The following is a 20,131-nucleotide window of genomic DNA, read 5'->3' as shown; positions in this document are numbered from 1 at the left end:
TTAATAATTAAGGGAAGTTTTTATGTTACTGCCACAGTTAAAACCTCTTCATATCACAAATAACTCCCACCCTAATAATCAACCCCAAGATCTTGCAATAATTGTAATTGACGAACAAGATATAGAAAAGGGACAGTTAAAATCTAAAACTATTTTATCACTTGATAATGAAATGGGTGGCACCATTTCTAATTTAATTGCATTAGGTGATTTTGAAGGCAAATGGCTTCAAACCTCAACCTCACTAGTTTTGAATCAAAAATTTGCTAAAAGAATTTTGTTAGTTGGAGCGGGGAATAAATTAAATTATTTGCCAGCAAGATCTAGACAAATTGGAATAAAATGCGCTGAGACTGCATTAAATTTAAAAGCTGCAACAGTTCATTTTTATTGCACCTCACAACTTTGTAGTTCAAAAGAATTGATTGCCCAAAGTCGTCTTGGTTTCAATATGGGTATGTATAAATATCCTAATTCAAATATGAAAGAAGAAGCAAAAATAGAACTTGAAAAACCTATCCAACTAAATTTTGTTCATACAGCACAAAATTTACAAGACTCATTTGAAGAAGCAAAGCACATTGAAGATTCGATAAATTTTTGTCGCTTACTCCAAGATTCCCCTCCAAATGTTGCAACTCCTAAATTTATAGCTCATCAAGCCATTGAACAAGCAAAAAAAGTAGGTTTAAAAGTTGAGGTTTGGGGGGCTGAAAAACTACGTGAAAAAGGTTTTAATGCAATGCTAGCGGTTTCAAATGGAAGCGCTAATGAACCACAATTTGTTGTAATTGAGTATTCACCAGAAAAGTTTGAAAAGTCTATTGCCTTTGTTGGAAAAGGACTAACCATGGACACAGGTGGTTATTCAATAAAAACACCTTCTACTAGCCAAGAAGGCATGAAGTATGACATGTCGGGTGCTGCAGTTACTTTAAGCTCCATTTTAGCAATTGCTAAATTAAAACTTCCTATTAAAGTTTATGCAGTTGCTGCTTTGTGTGAAAATATGATCGATGCACATTCTTACAGAGTTGGCGATGTAATTACATCATATTCTGGGAAAACTATTGAAATATTAAATACCGATGCTGAAGGCCGAGTTGTCCTTAGTGACGCTTTATATTTCGCAGCTAAGGATTTAAACCCAAACTATATTGTTGAGTTTTCTACTCTCACAGGAGCGATGATCACTACTTTTGGGCATATAGGAGCAGGTGTTTTTGCATTTCATCCAGAACTTGAAAAAATTATTATGACAGCTTCCGATGCTACTGGCGAAAGAGCTTACCCTCTGCCTATTTGGGATGAAGTTATTGATGATGTTAAAGGATCTATTTCAGATATTATAAATATTGGAAATACTAGAGGCTCTGCAGGAAGCATGGTTGGTGCTGCTTTTTTAAATGAATTTACTAATAACATTCCTTTTGCACACATTGATATAGCTGGTGTAGCTAACGATAATCTTTCTATTGGGTATATTCGTAAGCATAGCTCAGGTTACGGCGTTCAATTAGTTACAGAAATTGCTCGAATTTTAGCAAAATAGTCTTTTTTCAAAGCAAAACAAAAAATACAATTTCCACCCAAAAAAACCCAGACTGGAGAAAAAATCTCTGGTCTGGGTTTTTGGCGTTTTGAGAAAAACTCTCTTAACGTTTTGAGAATTGGAAACGAGCACGCGCAGAACGTAAACCATATTTCTTACGCTCTTTGATACGGTCATCGCGAGTAATAAGACTTGCAGGTTTAAGAATTGAACGGAATTCCGGATTTAAGTTTAACAGAGCATTTGTAATGCCATGACGAATAGCACCAGCTTGTCCTGATAACCCACCGCCGATAACTCTTACATTGATATCAACTTTACCCAAAGTTTGAGTCAAGTTTAACGGTTGTTCAACAACCATGCGAGAAGTTGGACGTTTAAAGTAGTCTTCAAGAGAACGGTGATTGATTGTAATGGTACCTTTACCATCTTTAACCAAATAAACACGAGCGATAGATGTCTTACGTTTACCTACGCCAGATATGTATTTAACTGCCATTTTAGGCTCCCTCATTTTGATCGCTTATTAGTTTTTAAGTGTACGTTCAGGTAATGCTTGCGGATTTTGAGCAGCATGTGGATGCTCTTTGCCAACATATACTTTAAGATGGCGGTAGCATTCACTGCCCAAACGGTTATGTGGAAGCATTCCCTTCACAGCAAGCTCTAATAAACGCTCAGGATTGGTTGCACGTACTTCAGCAGCATTTTGGGTTTTAATACCACCAAAAAAGCCTGTATGACGGTGATAAAGCTTAGTAAGTTCTTTATTGGAAGATAAAACAACTTTTTCAGCATTTATTACAATAACATTATCACCCATATCCATGTGAGGTGTAAATGTAGGTTTGTGCTTACCACGCAAAATATAAGCGATTTGGCTTGCTAAGCGTCCTAGGGTTTTGCCTTCAGCATCAACGATATACCATTTCTTCTGAATCTCAGAAGCTTTGGCAGAGTATGTAGTATTCATTTCTAATCTCCACTAACAATTAAGAATTTAACTAATAAATTCAACAAGTTACGTTATTTCTGCGAGTATCTTTTTGTTGCTTAACTTACTTGTCTTGGGCGTTGTCACAACGCATACAAATAAAAAATAACAATTTCAACCGCTTATGCCACCACACAAAAAGGCGTGGAGTTCCTTCAGAAGCAGTGACACAATTTAGCATTAAGAGTAGAATAGTGCTGTATGATTAATAACTTAACACTAGCAGGACTCTTCGCGCAAAAATTTGCCGCAGATTTTGCTTTATAACGGGAAGATTCATCGTGGTCAACAAAGAAAATCCAAATCAATTCATAAATTTCAATCCATATCAGGAATGTCTGCAGTTCATCGTAAAAACATCATATTGCCTTATAGATGGAGGCGAATCCCAATTTATTGATTTTATTCACTTAGAACAAACTCAGCAAAAAAATAGGGGTGATATTGCCTACAAAGAAATTATAAAAGAATTCGATTTTGCTTTAGGAATTCCATTAGCTAGACAGTATACAAGCTTTTTAATGTTCAAAGATTTTTATAATCAATATTGTGCACTTTTAAAAGAAATAAAAAAAATTCTCATTCACAATGCTAAAAAAGGTATCAATAATATTAATGAAATTCCTTCCGCAACGGTAAAGTGTTCTAGAGCCTTAATGTTTATTGAACAAATAGAAAAAGAAATAAATTTAGATTTCAATTTAGACTACATTTTTTTAGAAATAAACAAAATTATATTTTCTAATTTAGCACTCAGAAAAGAAGATTTATTTGCGCCATTGACATACTGGCAAGAAGATACCATAAATGCTGGTTTTTATCTTATTTTAAATAAACTAGAAACTATTGCAAATGCATATTTTTATTTTTTAAATTTAAAAGATGAAAAATTTCGCTTTAATTTAATTTTGCTAAAAGAAAATTTGATGAATTATTCTACTGATGAAACATATGAAAAAAGTATATTTTTAGCGAAGCTTTTAAAAATAATTGTTTTAAACCATGAAAAAGCAAAACAAGAAATTCAAGTAAATGAAAAATTTTATGAAAATCAGGTTTTTATAGAAAGATTAGGACATCAATTATCTAGAAAAAATGAAGATTCATTAAATATTAAAAGCTTGCAAAAGAAAATGACAGAACAAAACAGTAATAAAATATCATTTAATGACTTAATTGATGAAGAAATTCATAATTTAAATCAAGCAATAAGTAAAGAAAATATTACACGTGCTCGACTAGAAATGCGCTTAAATGATACAGAATATCCTTTAAGTGTAGCATATCGAGAATATGTCAAGTCAACTCTTCAGTTTCTTGAAGAGTAGAAGCATCATCAAAAAATTTTAAACCTTTTGAAATTTCTATGTCCGCAAACATAGATGTTTGCAAAACATTCACATGATTAGCTTTACATAATTCTAAAAGAGCCATAATTAACACAATCAATTCATATCTCGACAAGCACTCGCTAAATAGAAATTTTAAAGTTACAGAATCACTTTCAGATAATTTCTGTTTGATAAATTCCATTTTTTGTTGAATTGTGATTTTTTGAGCCCGGACAATAACTTTAGGAGTAGATTTATTTGTAAACTTTAATAAAACTTTTTCAAACGCTATAATAAGGTCGAAAGGATTGCCTTTAATTGGATGCTCAAAAACCGAAAACTCTTCTTCACGTCTTTTGTGTTCTGCCGTTGGAAAATGTTCTTGCGCTATAGTATTCAATTGCTGTAAAACTTCTGAAGCTTTTTTATATGCCTCAAATTCGAGCAATTGTTGAACCAAATCTTTTCTAGGATCTTCTTCAGCTACTTGAGCCAAATTTTCTGCTTCAGATTGAGACTTATTTTGCAAAACTGGCACTAATAAATTTGCCTTTATTTCAATCAGTTGTGCAGCCATAGCCAAATATTCACCTGCTGTGAGAAAATCCAGTTCTGGAACTTGTTTTAAAAAACCAAGATATTGTTCAGTGATCATTGCGATAGGAATATTAAAGATGTTCAACTCTTGCGCCTTTATTAGATGCAAAAGAAGATCAAGAGGACCATCAAAACTTTCTAACCGTAGATGCATTTAATTATACCATTTCTTTCCTTATTTTCATGTTCTCCAAATTAAGATACATGAAGAGTGTTGCTAAGAATTAAACCTTAGGCAAAGAAGATGTAAAGTCATTTAATACATAGTAAATTAAAATTAATGCAAATATCAAATTTGCTCTACTTTTTTGCTAAACATCACGAAGGGAAGATTTTGCAAAAATACAAATTTCTTTTAATAGGCTTAGGTTTTTTTTGGATTGCAGCTTGGAGTATTTTTGGCAGCATTTTAGCTGTTTTAATTCAGCAAATTACAATTAGTCAAATTCCAACTTCCGAATTTATGCAAAACCAAAGAACCTTGTTAAAATCAGCTCATGCCCATATGAATGTAATGGGTTATAGTGCTATTTTACTCGGATTGTCTCTAAATATTATTCTTCCTTACTTTTCTAAAAAATTGTTAAAAATTATTATAATTACCTTTCTTACATCAATACCAATATTTGGCACTGGCCTTATTCTAGAAGCATTTAATCCAGATCAAATAGGAAAAATATCATATGCTACGGCTATTTCTGCAACTGGTGGAGGACTGTATATTTTAGCAATGTTTATTTGGTCAAGCTTATTTTTATTTAGATACTTGAAGAAAAATGGTTCCCATGAATAAAATTAATCAATACAATAGACTTGTTTTTTTAACTAGATTAAGTGCTATAGGCGATGTTTTAATTGCTGCAAACAGCGTATTTTGTTTAATAGAAAATAATTATTTTCCAGTTTTTATAACTTCTCCTAGTAACAAAGATATCGCATTAAAAATTAAAAACTTGCAGGCATTTATTTGTTTCGAAAAAAATAAAACTCCATCCTTCTTTTTACAAGGCAAAGAAGTTCTTCCAGAAAACTTTCTATCCTATATTTTATCAATAAAAACAATTTCTAATGCAATATATATTGATTTACAAAACACAAATAGAAGTAAAAGAGTATTTAAATACCTAAAAGAAAAATTAAATATTGGATTAGAGAAAAAATATATCATAGAAAAATATTCATTTTATAGAATACTTTTGGTTCTATTATCTTTCTTTTATTTCAAACAAAAAACTGGACTTGTACCTAAAAATTTTATCAGAATAAAAAGCTTGCAAAAAAATCTTTTACAAAAAATTATTTTAAATGATCAAGAAAACTTTTTAGATACATATAATTTTTCACCTTTTTTACCTGCTAATTATTTTTTTCCAAAAGAAATGCAATATATTTGCCTTTTCCCTGGTGCGAGTAGCTTTATTAAAATGTGGCCAAAAGAAAACTTTCGTTTTTTAATTGAAAAAATAAAAAACGAAACTAATTTATCTATAATATTATGCGGATCCATAAATGAACAATACTTAGGGGAATATCTTGACTTTCCTAAATCTAGTAGAGTCATAAATATGGTTAGTAAAACAGAATTATCTGAAACTTTAGATATTATTGCGAATGCTAAATTTGTTGTAACTAATGATTCTTTTGCTGCACATGCTGCCGATAATTTTAATGTACCAGGTACCGTAATTTTTGGTGCTACTTCACCACAATTTGGTTTCGTACCATTAAGTAAAGATATCAAATTTGAATATTTAAATTTAAATTGCAGTCCATGCAGTAGACATGGTAAAAAAAGTAATTGTAGATTTAAAAATTTAAAATGTTTAAAAGAAATTGATCCTAATAATGTTTTTACGCATATTTTATTAATAATAAATCAAAGAAATTTACCACATTAATCATAAGGTATTGATATTTAAAATTGATAAAACGGTAATATTTTTGCTTAAATATAAACAAAAAAACAATTAATTTTGAAAATAAAATTGCTTCACGCCTTAAATGTGAGTATCTTTTCCAAATAGGGGAAGCTTGGTGAAAATCCAACACTGTGCCGCAACGGTAATCAAAATAAATGAAAGTCCGAATACCTATTTTTATTTTCTCTCGAGCAAGAGGTAACACATGAATTATTCTGATGACATTCAAGAAAGAATACATTTTTCAGAAACAAGGATGATAAAATGCGTATTTCCCGACACAACTAATCATTATAATACTTTATTTGGAGGAACTGCATTAAACTGGATGGATGAAGTTGCTTTTATCACTGCAACTCGTTTTTCAAGAAAAAAAATGGTTACTGTTTCTTTAGATAAAACTGATTTTCAAAAACCAATACCAGCTGGAACTTTTGCTGATATTTATGGAATTGTTACTTATGTTGGAACAAAAAGTGTAAAAGTTGAAGTTAAAATTTATGTTGAACAAATGTATACAAATAAAAGGGAAGTTGCAGTTAGTGGTATTTTTACAATGGTTGCTATCGATGAAAAAGGTAAAACGACTCCAGTAATTTAAAGTTTCAAAATTTAATAATTTAATCTAAAATAAATTTGAGCAATTTAAATACTAAACTGCTCGGAAGGAATTTTTTTAAAAGAAGCAGGCTATGAATAAAACTTTAAAATATGAATTTTCTTCTGATATTTATAAAAATATTATTGAAGCCAAATATTGTCATGATAAAATTATTGAAAAAACTGGAAAAGTGGAAAAAGAAACTTTTCAAGAGGCGATCGAAAGAGTCGCTCATGAAGTTAATAAATACGACACAAAATATTATTCTATTATGAAAAATAAAACTATAGAATATATTTGCAAAAAAGATTTTAGCCCTGCTGGAGGCATATGGCGTGGAGCGGGTAATATTAATCGTAAAGTTTCTTTTGTAAATTGCACAACTCAAGAACCAGTTAATGATTCTATTGAAGACATTTTTGGCGAATCACTAAAAAATTGGAGTAGAATTGCATCATATGGCCAAGGTAACGGCATTGATATCTCAGGTTTAAGACCAAGAGGCGCACAAACTAATAATTGCGCAAAAACAAGCACAGGTGCTGTAAGTTTTCTCACAGTATATGATTCAGCGATGCAAATTATAGGAGCAGAAAATAGAAGAGGAGCCACTAAACCAGATATTTGGATTTATCATCCTGATAGCCCCGAATTTATTTCTTGTAAATCCGATATTACAAAACTTTCTTCCCAAAATATTTCTGTAAAAGTTGATAATGAATTTATGGACGCAGTTGCAGAAAATAAAAAGATAAATTTAATTTGGGAAAGGAAAAATCAAAAAATTAAAGTAGGAAAAAGAATATTACTAGATAATTCTCCAGGCCCAGAAATTTCAATTCAAAAATCAGTTTTAGCAAATGATTTATTCAATCAAATTGCACTTCAAGCCTGGAAAACAGGAGAGCCAGGAATAGAATTTTGGGATTCAAGCGAATATTGGTCTAATAGTAACTATCACCCAAATAAAAAATATCACATTGTTTCAACTAATGGATGCTCTGAACAAAAGTTAGATCCATATAATACTTGTGTCTTGTCTTCAATAAATTTTTACAACATGCCTTTATATAGTGAGAAATGGGAAGACTGGTTAATAGAAAGAGTTGAATTTGGAATTAGATTTTTAGATAATGTTATTTTAGCAGAATATAATGAAAATAGATCACCGCATCCTGTTCAACGTGATAAATTAAAATCTATGACTAGAATTGGTCTCGGTTTCACAGGACTTTATGATTGGTTTATAAAAAATAAAGTAAGATATTGTTCAAAAGAAAGTATAGAAATAGTTTCTAATATAATGCGTGTTTTTTCCGAAACAGCTTACAGAACTTCAATTAATTTAGGTAAAGAACGTGGAAATTTCACTGAATTCTCGTCACAGTGGTTTTTAAAAAGTCCTTTTATTCAAAGACTTATTAAATTAACAAATCTAAAAGAAAGTGATTTTTCTTCAATGCGGCACGTATGTTGCCTTTCAATAGCTCCCACTGGTACTTTATCAATGGTTGTAAGCGCTGGAGGTAGTGGCTGCGAACCCGCATTTGCTCCTTATCATGAAAGAAAAGAACGTGTTTTAACAGGTGAATATAGATCTCACTTTATTTATGATAATTGTGTTTTAAATGAATTAAAAAGAAAAAATATTGAACCAACTAAAGAAAATATTGATGAACTTATAAAATCAGAAGAATGGGTTTTTGCAGCATGGGATAAAATTCCTGAGAAAAATATAAATTCTATAGATAAAATAAACTTATTAGCAGAAATTTATAAATATATTGATAGTGGTATTTCAGTTACTTATAACTTACCTAGTACTGCTACCATTGATGATGTAAAAAATATCTATTTTAATGCTTGGGAAAAAAATTTGAAGTCCGTTACAGTATATCGAGATAAAAGTAGAGAAGGAGTATTAAATAATATTGATTCTTCTAATCAAAGTAAAATATCTAAATTTGCGACCTTTAAAAGACCAGAACTACTTGATTGTGATATCCATTATATAAAGGTAGCAGCACAAAATTGGGTAGTTCTTATTGGTCTACTTGATGGTAATCCTTATGAAGTATTCTGCGGAGTATATAAGAAAAAAATAATTTCTCAAGATCATCAAACAGGTAAAATATTTAAAAATAAAAAAGGTATTTACTTTTTAGAAATTATTAATGAAAGTAAAAAATTGCAAAAAATAAATATTAAAGAAAATTTTGAAAACAATGGTTGTGAAAATGCAATCACTCGCCTTGTTTCTCTTAATTTAAGGCACGGTATTGATATAAAATTTATTGAACAGCAACTGCAAAAATCAGAAGGAGATTTGACAACCTTTGCAAAAGCAATTTGCCGGGTGCTAAAAAAATATATCCCAGAAGGAAGTAAATTGATTAGTGAAAATTGTCCTAATTGCCAAAAAGATACTCTTATTCATCAAGCTGGCTGTATTACTTGTAATTCTTGTGGCTGGAGTCGTTGCTAAATAATTTAACTTTACAAAGTTGGATAAAATTATTACTTCAATTATGGTAAGCAGAAATCTATTTTTTTAGAAATTTAAAAATGTATTCTATTAATTTTATTTTATTTTCAATCCAAAAAATAATATTGACATTACATATTTTTTTTCTTAGTTAATTAGAGGACTTTTTTTAATTAGGTGAAAAATGAAAAATCTATATTGTAAATTTATTGTTGCACTGGTGTTTATCTATTTGCATTGCTCTGCATTTGCTTGCATAAATTCTCTGGGAGCAATAGAGTTAAGTAATTCCGAAATTGAATGCATTGATCATTCAGGTTCTGTCAAACTTATTAACATAAAAATAAAAAAGAACTATATTAATAGTGGTAAAAGTAATTTTCAAAATGTTTTCGTTGAGAGCATAAATAGCTCAGGTTCTTTCACAGCTGATAACTTAACAGCAGAAATATTTAATGGTTCTGGAGCATTTTATGGAGATAAAATTAATATAAAAAATATTAATAACTCTGGCACTTTTGTATCAAAAAAATTAATCTGTGATGACTATAAAGGAAGTGGAAACTTTAAAGGATACAATGTTTTATTAAATAATTTTACAAATGATGGAGCTGTTAGATTTGAAGAAAATTCTGTCATAAATGGAAAAATATATGTTAAAGGATATTTTTATGCAGAAAATTCAACATTTAATAAGGCAATATTTGTCGAATCAAACAAAGTTAAAATTACAAATAAAACAAAAACTAAAGAAATTATTATTAAAAAATCGAGTTTCAGTTTTTTCAATAAAAAATATGTGTACATTGATAATAGCACAGTCAATGGTGACATTTTATTTGAAGATGGAAATGGTACAGTTATTCTTGAGAACAATGGAAAGTTAAATGGCAAAATTTATGGTGGCATACTTAAAAAACTGTAACTTTTGAATTCTAAATTAAAATGCATTTCTTTTTTTAGCATTAGATTTTATTAAAAAATAAATTCCTGATTATCCTAGACTACTATATATTTTTCCTACTAAAATTATGCCAAATAATTTTCAACTTCAAGACGGCAAAGTAAAATCAATATATCTTGTTCCATCAAATACAAAAGACGAAATATTTATCTATTTTGCGAAAGAAGAAGTATTATATGGTAACTGTATATTAAAAGAAAATTTTGGTAATTTGTCTTATGCTAATTTGGATGAATATCCTAAAAAATTAAAAAAGTTAAATTTAAAATATCTTATATAATCTCTGGTCATGACACTCCTATTCATGAAGGATCTGGATTAATCGATCATTATTTATTGCTCCTAGAAAAATGAATTATAAATAATTATTTGTCAAATATTTGACATAAAATAAAGATATTAATCATTTCATATATATTTAAATAAAAAGGAATATATATGAAAAATTTTAACTTTTTTATTATCATAGCACTATTTTTTCTTGCTCAAAAAAATTCTTTTGCTTTTACCGAAATTCAAGAATGCTTTCGATGGGTTCTTGGAAGTGACATTACAAAAAAACTAGACTCAGTCAACTCAAAAGAAAGTAAGAAATTGATAATTGAAAATGCAAAAAAAAATAGCTCACAAATTACTACAAAAAAATTAGACGCGTGTTTAACTTTATTTAGTGACTATCAAGATCCGAAAGATCCAAACAAATTATTGGGAAATCCAATGTCAAAGGCTGTTTGCTGTAACTGTAGCGGATGGTGCGCTGCCGGATGGATTTTAGTAGCTTATTGCTCTACTTGTGTATCCATAAATGGTGGCGAAGGATGTTGTAGTAGCTGCAAAATGCCAGCTGGACCAGGGCAAAGCTGTAACTAGTTAGTTAAACTAAAGGTAATAAATTTTTGCCCATTATTTTTTTTATTAGAATTAATAATATTAACGAATAATTTGCAATTATAATTCGCATCAAAAAAATATTTTTTAATTTATTTTTTTTGTAATTTAAAAAAATAGAATATTAAAAAATTAATTAAATAACAAAAATTAATATAATATTTAAAAATGTGTAAATAAATTTAATTTTAATTAACAATATAATAAATTTAATTAAAATTATTTAGTAAACTTTATGAATTAAAATTTATCTTCAATTCCCTCTTTACAAGGAAAAATATTTAAGACATTATTCAAATAATTAAAACAAAAAGAGGTTAATCTTGCAAAAAATAAATAGCCAATTAGAAGGTGAAAACCTTTATATAATAAATAGAATTATTGAAAATAATTTAAATTTTGAAGAAAGCAAATTTGAAAATTCACACAAAGAAATTTTAAATAAAAAAAATATTTTTTCCAAACTTTTAATTAATTGTGTCAGATATTCTGAAAAAAATGCTGTAACATATAATGATGTCAATTATACCTATGAAGATTTTCTTAAATATATCTTAAATATTAAAAGACGCTTAAACAAAATAATTTCTAGTAATAAACAAATTATAGCTGTTTATTTGGAAAACCCTCTTGACATAATTACTAGCATATGGGGAATAATATCGTTTGGATCGTCTTACCTACCTCTATCTATAGAGTATCCTGATAATAGAATAAAATATATGCTTGAGAATAGTAATGTAACAAATATTATTACGTCTAAAAAATTATCCAAAAAGATAGGTAGTTTGGTCAATTCAGTAGAAAATATAATTTTAAGTGAATCATTTTCAGATAACTTTGCAGAAAAATTTGAAATAAATCATTTACTAGAACCCAATAATATAAAAAGTGAAGACTTATGCTATGTCATTTACACATCCGGAAGTACAGGCAATCCAAAAGGAGTTATGATAAATCATGAGAATATTTTAAATCAGATGGATTGGTTAGAAAAAAATCAAAGTATTAATAGTAATTCAATAATACTTCAAAAAACTCCAATAAGTTTTGATGCTGCACAATGGGAAATATTATCTTTGGCTTGTGGCTCACAAGTTGTTCTGACTGACTCGTATAGTTACATGGATCCTGCAAAAATAATATCTTATATTAATAAGCATAAAATAAATACTTTACAATGTGTCCCAACTCTTCTCCAAGGATTGCTAGATACAAAAGAATTAAAATCATGTAATACTTTAAAACATCTTTTCGTAGGTGGAGAAGCTTTAAATAAATCACTGATTTCTAAAGCATCAAAAGAAATTCAATTTTGCAATTTTATAAATCTGTATGGCCCTACAGAATGTACCATAAATTCTTCAGCGCTTAATATAAATATTAAAAAATTAGACACCTATGAAAATATAATTTCAATAGGTAAACCTATTTCAAATATGTATTACTATGTATTGGATAAAAACTTAGAAATCACCCCAATAGGAGAAATTGGAGAACTTTATATTGCTGGAAAAGGAGTAGGTCAAGGATATTTAAACAACTTAATGACTACTAATGAAAGATTTTTATCAAATCCTTTTTCAATGACTAAAGATGACAAAATTCTTTATAAAACTGGAGATTTGGTAAGACTAATAGACGATGGATCATATTTATACTGCGGCAGAGCTGATAATCAAATAAAGCTAAGAGGGTATAGAATAGAGTTGGATGAAATTAAAGCTACAATTGAAATGAATCAATGGATTAAACATGCTGCAGTAATTGTTAAAAATGAAAAACAATACAATAGTGATTATCTAATAGCATTTATTGAATTAAATACCAATGAAGCTGTTTTAATGGATCAAGGAAAATTTTCACCTCATCACATTAGTAAAGAAAATAAACACCAGGTTTTAATGCAATTAGCAGAAAATGGGATTCATAGTAAAAATGATCTAGAATTAAAAAGCGCATATTCCTTAAACTATAAAACTCCAACTGAAGAAATGATGCAATTTACTTTTTCAAGAAAAAGTTACCGGTATTTTGATGGAAATATTCTGAATAATGAAAGTATTTTTAAATTGATTTCTGATTTTCAGACTGCAAAAAATTCCGTTAAAAAATTTATTTCTGATTTGTCATTTGATAACTTCAGTGAAATTCTTAGATATTTTGGTAAATATAAAAGCTCCGAAAGACTTTTACCAAAATATTCTTACGCTTCCCCTGGAGCTCTTTATGCGACTCAAATGTACTTGGAATGCAATAATTTAAGCTTTATTAATAATGGATGCTATTACTATCATCCTGTAGATCATAAACTCTTTAATTTTTGTAATATTCATTCCGGAAAAGAAAATTATTTAAAAATCCATTTTATCGGTAAAAAATCTGCAATAGAAAATGTTTATCAACTAAATGTTTCAGAGGTATTAGAGTTTGAAACGGGGCATATATTAGGAGTATTTGATAAAATATTGCCTAAATTTGGACTTGAAATTACAAATACTGAGTATGATCCTAATATACTAAATACCTTAAATTTAAATACAGACTATATCTATTTAGGATCGTATCAAGTAACTTCAAACAATAATTTAGATAAATTTAAAGATATTGAAGTTTATTTTCAAAATCAAAATAATTATTTCAAACAACTTGAAACTGGCCTATACGAAATAAAACAAAATAAACTAAACAAAGTATCTAGTGATTATGTTTTAGAAAATGAAGTTATTGCTATTAATCAAATTGTTTATCAAAGATCACAATTTGGAATTAGTTTAATTAATAAAAAGTCTAGCTGGCACCAATACATTGATTTAGGTAGATATTTACAACATCTTCAAATGAATGATATCAATATTGGATTAATGTCCTCTGGCTATAGTTCTAAATCTGGACATAGTTTACCAACGGCTCTTAAATTAGAAAAAATATTAGGTCTTAGTAAAGAAAGTGCATCATATTTTTGTCTCGGTGGTTCGATAAGTCTTGAGCAAAAAAAAGATATGGGAATGAAAGAAGACTCAGTTCATATGCAAGGTCCTATCGAAATTATTTTAGAAGATCTCAAAAAGAAATTACCTAATTTCATGATTCCAAATAAAATAGTTACTTTAGAGAAAATTCCTCTGACAGCAAACGGTAAAATAGATACTGAGTATTTAAAGACAATAGATATAGATATAAAATCAACAAGCATTATAAAACCAAGAAGTGATCTTGAAGAAATTATATATCAAATATGGATTGACGAACTTAAAATAAAAGAGTTTTCAGTAACAGATAATTTTTTCTTATTGGGTGGAAATTCAATAACAATTATTAAAATACTAAAAAGATTAAAAAATGAATTTAATATCGATATTCCAATTCAATCATTTTTTGAATATAAAAGCATTGATAAATTAACTGAATTTATTAAATCCAGAAACATAAAAACATTAAATAGAATTATTAATTTAAATGAAAAAGAAGAAAATGAATCAATTTTTTGCTGGCCTGGGTTGGGTGGATTTTGTTTAAATTTAAAAAATTTAAGTAAATCAATAAAATCAGAGTGTACATTTTATGGTATACAATCATATGGATTGAATGAAAATGAAAAGCCATATAATTCTATAGAAGAAATGAGCAAAAAAGATCTGGAATTAATAAAGAAAATTAAACCTACTGGGCCATATAAGCTTTGGGGTTATTCTTTTGGCGCTCAACTGGCATATGAAACTTGTTACTTGTTAGAAAGCTTAGGAGAAGAAGTATCTGAAGTTGTATTAATAGCTCCAGGGATGCCTAGTATAAAAAATTCAGTACTTGATTCAAATACACTTGGAGAAATAGCTTCTTTCAAAAATAAAAAATTTATTGCAATTTTATTTTCTGTATTCTTTGGCAAAGTTAATACGCCATTATTAGAAATATGTATAAATAATTGCTATAATGAAGAACTATTTATTAATTTTATTTTAACTAATAATAATGCTTTTGATTATCAAATGGCAAAACGGATAGTAGAATTAGTAAAATCAACATATAATTTTATTTCGACAAACAAATTAACAAATAAAATTATTAAAGCTCCTATCAAAATTTTCTTAACACAAGGTGACAATATTTCTAATTTTGAAAGAGATTTATTACATTTGAAAGATAATATTATTATTAAAAATATACCATTAGATCATTATTCCATTCTTCAAGAAGAAAATTTTAATTTTTAACTTGAAGAAACAAAAAAAAAATACTACAAATGAACTACAATTAACTAAAAAGTTTGGTGAAACATGCCGCATATTATAATAAAACATTTTCCCTCAAGTAGCAAAGAGCAGAGGGACAAAATTACTTTAGATATCATTCAAACAATTTCAAGAAATTTAAATTGCTCTGAAAATGTTATTTCAATTTCATTTGAAGAAATAGAGAAAGAAAATTGGTTTAAAGAAGTTTACAAACCGGAAATTATAGAAAAAAAAAATTTACTACACAAACAGCCAAATTATTAATGAAAGAGGTAAAATATGTTGAAAATAAAAAAACATCCTTTGCTTAAATACAGTGAAGAAGTACTTGATGCATTGCAAAATCAAAAGCCAGTTGTTGGAGTTGAATCTACTGTAATTGCGCATGGTCTACCCTTTCCTGAAAATTTAATAACTGCCCAAAAAATCGAAAACGTAATTCGTGAATCAGGAAGTATTCCAGCAACTATCAGTCTTAAAAACGGTCATTTTTTAATTGGAATGAATAATGAAGAATTAGAGCAATTCGCTTCGACTAAAGGAATTCCAAAAGTTAGTAGCAGAGATATTCCAGTTATCTTAGCAAATAAAGGTCTTGGCGCGACAACAGTAGCTTCTTCACTGGTTGCATGTGATTTAGCTGAAATTCCATTTTTTGCTTCTGCCGGAATTGGAGGAGTACATAGAGGAGCGGAAACTAGTATGGATATTTCAGCAGATTTAATTCAATTTACCCGATCAAAAGTTGCTGTTGTCTGTGCTGGCGCGAAAAATATTTTAGACTTAAATCTAACTATGGAATATTTAGAAACACAATGCATTCCAATTATTTCTTATAAATCCGATGATTTTCCTGCATTTTATTGCATATCTAGTGGAATAAAAAGCCCGCACAGAATCGATGATGAAGAAGTGATAGCAAAAATTATTGAAAAGCATTGGGAATTAGGAAATAAAAGTTCTGTAGTAATAACAAGCCCAATAAATACTGAAGATGCTATTGCAAGAGAAGAGGTTGAAGACATAATTAATAAAGCAATGATTGCAGCAGAACACGCAGGAATTAAAGGACCAATGGCTACTCCTTATTTAATGAAAGCTGTTGCTCAAGCGACTGCAGGAAAAACCGTAAAAGCAAATATGTCTGTATTAATTAGTACTGCAGAATTAGCTGGAAAATTAGCAAAAGCACATATGAATTATTTACAAAATCAAATGTTAAATTAATATTTAGCAATTTAAATGAGAATGACATATATGAATAATGGAGTTATCTTTGATTTAGATGGAACACTAATCGATACCCCTGCAGGAATTGTTGAAGGATTTTTATATTCTTTAAAATGTTTAAATTATAGTGATGTAAGTGTTCTAGATATTAGAAATACAATAGGACTTCCTCTAGAAAAGGCATTTGCATCACTTCTTAATGTTGAATTAGGAAATGAACTTATTTCTTTAGCAATTAAAAACTACCACAAAGCATTTAATGAAATAGTTTTGCCCAAAGCTAAAAACCTTATTTTTCCAGGTGTTGTGGAAGGACTTACCAACTTAAAAGAGCGTGGATATATATTGGCAATTGCTACTAGTAAATATTTAAAAAGTGCAAATAATTTACTATCTGCTGCAGAGTTACTTAATTATTTTGAATTAATAGTTGGAGCAGATCTCGTCAAACAGCCAAAACCTCATCCAGAAATGGGTTTACTTGTTATCGAAAAATTACAGTTAGAACCCAAAAATTCTTTTATGATTGGCGATACTACGCATGATTTACTTATGGCAAAAGATGCTGGACTACGTAGCTTAGGTGTAACCTATGGGATTCATGATAAAAGCAAATTAGAAACCGCAGAGCCTGAACTTATTTCTGATAATTTTAATTCAGTAATTCAATATATACTAAAACAAAACTTACGGAAATAAAATGAAAAGTACTCTTTCACCTTCATGGATTCTTGGATTACTTGCTGGCGTTGTTCTTACTTTGATGATTAATTTTAATAGTCATTTAGCAAAAATAACTTCTCCTCTATTTGCTTCTTGGACAGCCCACGGAATAGGAACGCTAACTGCTATTCTTATTATATACTTAAATTCTATTGTTAATAAAATTGAAAAAGAGCCTCTGAAGAAGATTCCTCTCTGGAGTTACTTTGGAGGAATTCCGGGGGCTTTCACAGTAATTTTAGCAGTAATTGCAGTTAATACAACTTTAGGTCTTTCTGGTACTTTATCCTTAATGCTAGTTGGGCAAATTATTTTTGGAATTTTTTCAGACCTCTTTGGATTATTTGGCACGACTAAAAAATCTGTAAATTTAAAAGATTTTTTCGTTATATTCCTCATTTTAACAGGAAGTTGGCTCATTATTAATTTTAGGACTTAAGCAATGACATATTTTATATTCCTTGCTATATTAAATGGTATTATAATTGGTACAAGTAGATCTATTAATGGAAAATTAAGTTTTTATGTTGGACCGCTAAAGGCTTCTTTTTGGAATCATTTAGGTGGTTTTTTATTTTTAAGCCTTCTCCTTTATTTCTTAGATAGCTACAAATATTTTTATACGACCATAATACCTTTATTATATTTATTAGGCGGAGTTTTTGGAGCTTTATTTGTAACATTAAATAGCTATGTATTTACGAAAATGGGAGCAGTAAAAACAGCTTTACTTGTCATAAGTGGACAAATGATTTCTAGCGTTTTGCTAGACTTTAATTTCAAAAATAAAATCTCTATTTTTGCACAAATTATTGGTATCATATTAATTATAACAGGAATTTATTTATCCAAATTAGAAAAATTACCTTTTTTAAAGCAAAGTTTAAAAATCAAATAAACATATAGGAAGTAGCTATGGAAAATATAATTAATATTAATAGTAACAGAAGTTTAAAAACGGTTCCAGATCTACTTAATGACATCTCAAATCATATTGAATTTAATGGACACTTATCTAATCATAATAAACATGCTGTAGTTGCTCTTGCTAGACTTTCAGCAGACATAAATTTAATAAATAAATTTTATTTTGAATATATTGAATGTACGACATATGGTTGTGGATTAGAACCACCAAAAATTTCAAGGCATCATATAACTAAACAAAATTGGAAAGAATATTTAGGAAAAAGGACAAGTTATACTTCTTATTATGAATTTTTTAAATCTGAAATTGAAATACATGGATTAAATAGAGTTCTTTCTGAATATTTACCACATTTACTCCCTGGTTGGGTTAGCTCATTAACTCATGCAGCAATCCATTTAGGTTGGGGTTTAGACATTAAAAATAAATGTATGATCACTGAAGGACTAGCCTACTTGTGCTTTTCATTTATATCATGCCATCCTGAAAAAGTTTTAAAAGAAGAGTCTGAAGTTTTTAATTCTCCAATAAATTCTTTTTTAAATATCCTAGATGAAATTGATAAAGATCCTCTACAATTTAAAAATTACATTGATTCCATATTAAAAAAAGAAGAGGAAGAAAACAATTTTAATTTCCATCCCGAGTTAAAACGTTCAGGAACACAATTAAGAATAGCGACAGTTCTTAAGTATGGTCATCCGTTAATTTATTCAGAACAAGCATGGATAAGTAATTTATCAACGGAAGAATCATGGAATGAATTATTTTACTTAACTACCTTAATTTATCTTCACTATTCATGCAATTTTGTAGTTCTCCATCTTTTAACTTCTCTTCATGCATTAAAAGAAATTGCTTTCTATTTAAATAAAGAAGAAGAGCAAGAGTGTTTAAAAAATTATTGGATTGGTATGAATTGTATTCTATTTGCTATGGTGACAATGCCAAACAAAAATGAATTTAATCAATTAATTGATAAATATTGCAATAAATTTGATGATTTTAGCGATAATAATATTTCTAAATATTGGAAAAATATTATAGAAAGTGCCTATGTTGAAAAAGAAGAACATAATCCTAAAATGGTATATGTTTTAAAAAAAATTTGGGAAGAGTCAGGGTATAAAACAATATATAGAATTGCAGCAAACCAATTTACAACTACTCCTGGGCTTCCTGAATCTTTCAAACTGATGCCAAATGAAAGCTAAGGTTTAATTTAGCAGTAATCAGTAGAAAAAGGATTATTTTGACAATACTCTATTTGGATTATTATAGTAACAAGAAAATTCTTAATAATTTTATACTATATTTTCACAATTTATTTTTTAAGGATGTTGTTAAAAGTGTCTTATAATCATAGCAAATAAGTTGTTCCTAAAGCAATTGCTGTAGAATACATATTTTTATTATTTGATGCTGAGCCATTTGATGAATAGCTTTTATTTTCAAATTCATAGCCATAATTAAATGAAGAAAATAATGTAAATGAATTTTCTATAGCTATATAATCTATTCTTAATTGACCATCTACTGAATAAGCTGGATCTGTTTTTGAATAACCATTTGAATTTCCATTATAGTAATAATTATATGTTTTCTTTGCAACATAATAAAATTCCCCTTTTAAGGAAATTGCTAATTTAGGGTTGAAAAATTTTTGCCCTTGGAGAAAAATACT

The 20,131-nt window shown here is 28.6% G+C and carries 20 protein-coding genes and 1 riboswitch (1 of these 21 cut by a window edge); of the genes, 16 read left to right on the top strand and 4 right to left on the bottom strand.

Going from position 1 to position 20,131, the window contains the following annotated elements; genetic code table 11:
* Window positions 1-22: 22 nt before the first annotated feature.
* On the top strand, window positions 23-1,552 hold the full coding sequence (locus tag QEJ31_RS09510) for a leucyl aminopeptidase family protein (protein ID WP_280589619.1): 1,530 nt from the start codon (window positions 23-25) through the stop codon (window positions 1,550-1,552).
* 103 nt (window positions 1,553-1,655) lie between these two features.
* Here the strand turns inward: QEJ31_RS09510 and rpsI are convergent, their stop codons facing one another.
* On the bottom strand, window positions 1,656-2,051 hold the full coding sequence (rpsI, locus tag QEJ31_RS09505; RefSeq protein WP_158996498.1) for a 30S ribosomal protein S9: 396 nt from the start codon (window positions 2,049-2,051) through the stop codon (window positions 1,656-1,658).
* Between the two features lie 27 nt (window positions 2,052-2,078).
* Window positions 2,079-2,525: a 50S ribosomal protein L13 gene (gene rplM / locus QEJ31_RS09500; protein WP_280589616.1), complete on the bottom strand. Its 447-nt coding sequence runs from the start codon at window positions 2,523-2,525 to the stop codon at window positions 2,079-2,081.
* Window positions 2,526-2,827: 302 nt separating this feature from the next.
* Here rplM and QEJ31_RS09495 point away from each other — a divergent pair, with 302 nt between their 5' ends.
* A complete protein-coding gene (locus QEJ31_RS09495) occupies window positions 2,828-3,874 on the top strand; it encodes a hypothetical protein (protein ID WP_280589614.1) in 1,047 nt (348 codons plus the stop codon).
* On the opposite strand, the gene QEJ31_RS09490 is transcribed toward QEJ31_RS09495, so the two are convergent.
* Window positions 3,843-4,628, bottom strand: coding sequence for a segregation/condensation protein A (locus QEJ31_RS09490; RefSeq protein ID WP_280589612.1), 786 nt, complete (start codon window positions 4,626-4,628; stop codon window positions 3,843-3,845). The genes QEJ31_RS09495 and QEJ31_RS09490 overlap by 32 nt on opposite strands.
* A 180-nt stretch (window positions 4,629-4,808) precedes the next feature.
* Here QEJ31_RS09490 and QEJ31_RS09485 point away from each other — a divergent pair, with 180 nt between their 5' ends.
* From QEJ31_RS09485 to QEJ31_RS09420, 14 genes are all read left to right on the top strand, one after another.
* Entirely contained in the window at window positions 4,809-5,267 is a 459-nt protein-coding gene (locus QEJ31_RS09485; RefSeq protein ID WP_280589611.1) for a hypothetical protein, read from the top strand.
* Window positions 5,260-6,372 carry a glycosyltransferase family 9 protein gene (locus QEJ31_RS09480; RefSeq protein ID WP_280589610.1) on the top strand — a complete coding sequence of 371 codons (1,113 nt, stop codon included), beginning with the start codon at window positions 5,260-5,262 and terminating at the stop codon, window positions 6,370-6,372. The genes QEJ31_RS09485 and QEJ31_RS09480 overlap by 8 nt, the downstream gene beginning before the upstream one ends.
* Before the next feature lie 84 nt (window positions 6,373-6,456).
* Window positions 6,457-6,587: riboswitch (cobalamin riboswitch) on the top strand.
* 11 nt (window positions 6,588-6,598) lie between these two features.
* Window positions 6,599-6,994: an acyl-CoA thioesterase gene (locus QEJ31_RS09475; RefSeq protein WP_280589608.1), complete on the top strand. Its 396-nt coding sequence runs from the start codon at window positions 6,599-6,601 to the stop codon at window positions 6,992-6,994.
* Window positions 6,995-7,085: 91 nt separating this feature from the next.
* Window positions 7,086-9,479, top strand: coding sequence for a hypothetical protein (locus tag QEJ31_RS09470; protein ID WP_280589606.1), 2,394 nt, complete (start codon window positions 7,086-7,088; stop codon window positions 9,477-9,479).
* Between the two features lie 184 nt (window positions 9,480-9,663).
* The gene (locus QEJ31_RS09465) at window positions 9,664-10,404 is read left to right on the top strand and encodes a hypothetical protein (RefSeq protein ID WP_280589605.1); all 741 of its coding nucleotides are present in this window, start codon (window positions 9,664-9,666) and stop codon (window positions 10,402-10,404) included.
* Window positions 10,405-10,510: 106 nt separating this feature from the next.
* Complete coding sequence (locus QEJ31_RS09460) at window positions 10,511-10,723, top strand: hypothetical protein (protein WP_280589603.1); 213 nt, start codon at window positions 10,511-10,513, stop codon at window positions 10,721-10,723.
* A 158-nt stretch (window positions 10,724-10,881) separates the two neighbouring features.
* Window positions 10,882-11,313, top strand: a complete 432-nt coding sequence (locus QEJ31_RS09455) for a hypothetical protein (protein ID WP_280589602.1) — start codon at window positions 10,882-10,884, stop codon at window positions 11,311-11,313.
* Between the two features lie 341 nt (window positions 11,314-11,654).
* Window positions 11,655-15,545 carry an amino acid adenylation domain-containing protein gene (locus QEJ31_RS09450; protein WP_280589600.1) on the top strand — a complete coding sequence of 1,297 codons (3,891 nt, stop codon included), beginning with the start codon at window positions 11,655-11,657 and terminating at the stop codon, window positions 15,543-15,545.
* Between the two features lie 63 nt (window positions 15,546-15,608).
* Window positions 15,609-15,830, top strand: a complete 222-nt coding sequence (locus QEJ31_RS09445) for a tautomerase family protein (RefSeq protein WP_280589598.1) — start codon at window positions 15,609-15,611, stop codon at window positions 15,828-15,830.
* A gap of 15 nt (window positions 15,831-15,845) precedes the next feature.
* The gene (locus tag QEJ31_RS09440; protein WP_280589596.1) at window positions 15,846-16,793 is read left to right on the top strand and encodes a pseudouridine-5'-phosphate glycosidase; all 948 of its coding nucleotides are present in this window, start codon (window positions 15,846-15,848) and stop codon (window positions 16,791-16,793) included.
* A 30-nt stretch (window positions 16,794-16,823) separates the two neighbouring features.
* Complete coding sequence (locus tag QEJ31_RS09435) at window positions 16,824-17,495, top strand: HAD family hydrolase (RefSeq protein ID WP_280589594.1); 672 nt, start codon at window positions 16,824-16,826, stop codon at window positions 17,493-17,495.
* Window position 17,496: 1 nt separating this feature from the next.
* Entirely contained in the window at window positions 17,497-17,958 is a 462-nt protein-coding gene (locus QEJ31_RS09430; protein ID WP_280589592.1) for a DMT family transporter, read from the top strand.
* 3 nt (window positions 17,959-17,961) lie between these two features.
* Window positions 17,962-18,417 (top strand): DMT family transporter, encoded by a 456-nt coding sequence (locus tag QEJ31_RS09425; protein ID WP_280589590.1) that lies wholly within the window; start codon window positions 17,962-17,964, stop codon window positions 18,415-18,417.
* 17 nt (window positions 18,418-18,434) lie between these two features.
* Window positions 18,435-19,661 (top strand): questin oxidase family protein, encoded by a 1,227-nt coding sequence (locus QEJ31_RS09420; RefSeq protein WP_280589588.1) that lies wholly within the window; start codon window positions 18,435-18,437, stop codon window positions 19,659-19,661.
* A 146-nt stretch (window positions 19,662-19,807) separates the two neighbouring features.
* Here QEJ31_RS09420 and QEJ31_RS09415 read toward each other — a convergent pair whose 3' ends face one another.
* Window positions 19,808-20,131, bottom strand: partial view of a hypothetical protein gene (locus tag QEJ31_RS09415; RefSeq protein WP_280589586.1) — the 3' portion only. The gene runs 696 nt beyond the window's last position; only the last 324 of its 1,020 coding nucleotides appear in the window; its start codon lies beyond the right edge, outside the window; it ends in the stop codon at window positions 19,808-19,810.

Origin of the sequence: Pigmentibacter sp. JX0631 (genome assembly GCF_029873255.1) — a bacterium.
GTDB lineage: Bacteria > Bdellovibrionota_B > Oligoflexia > Silvanigrellales > Silvanigrellaceae > Silvanigrella.
The sequence above is the reverse complement of the archived record's forward strand: the minus strand, read 5'-3'. Positions and strand labels throughout refer to the sequence as shown.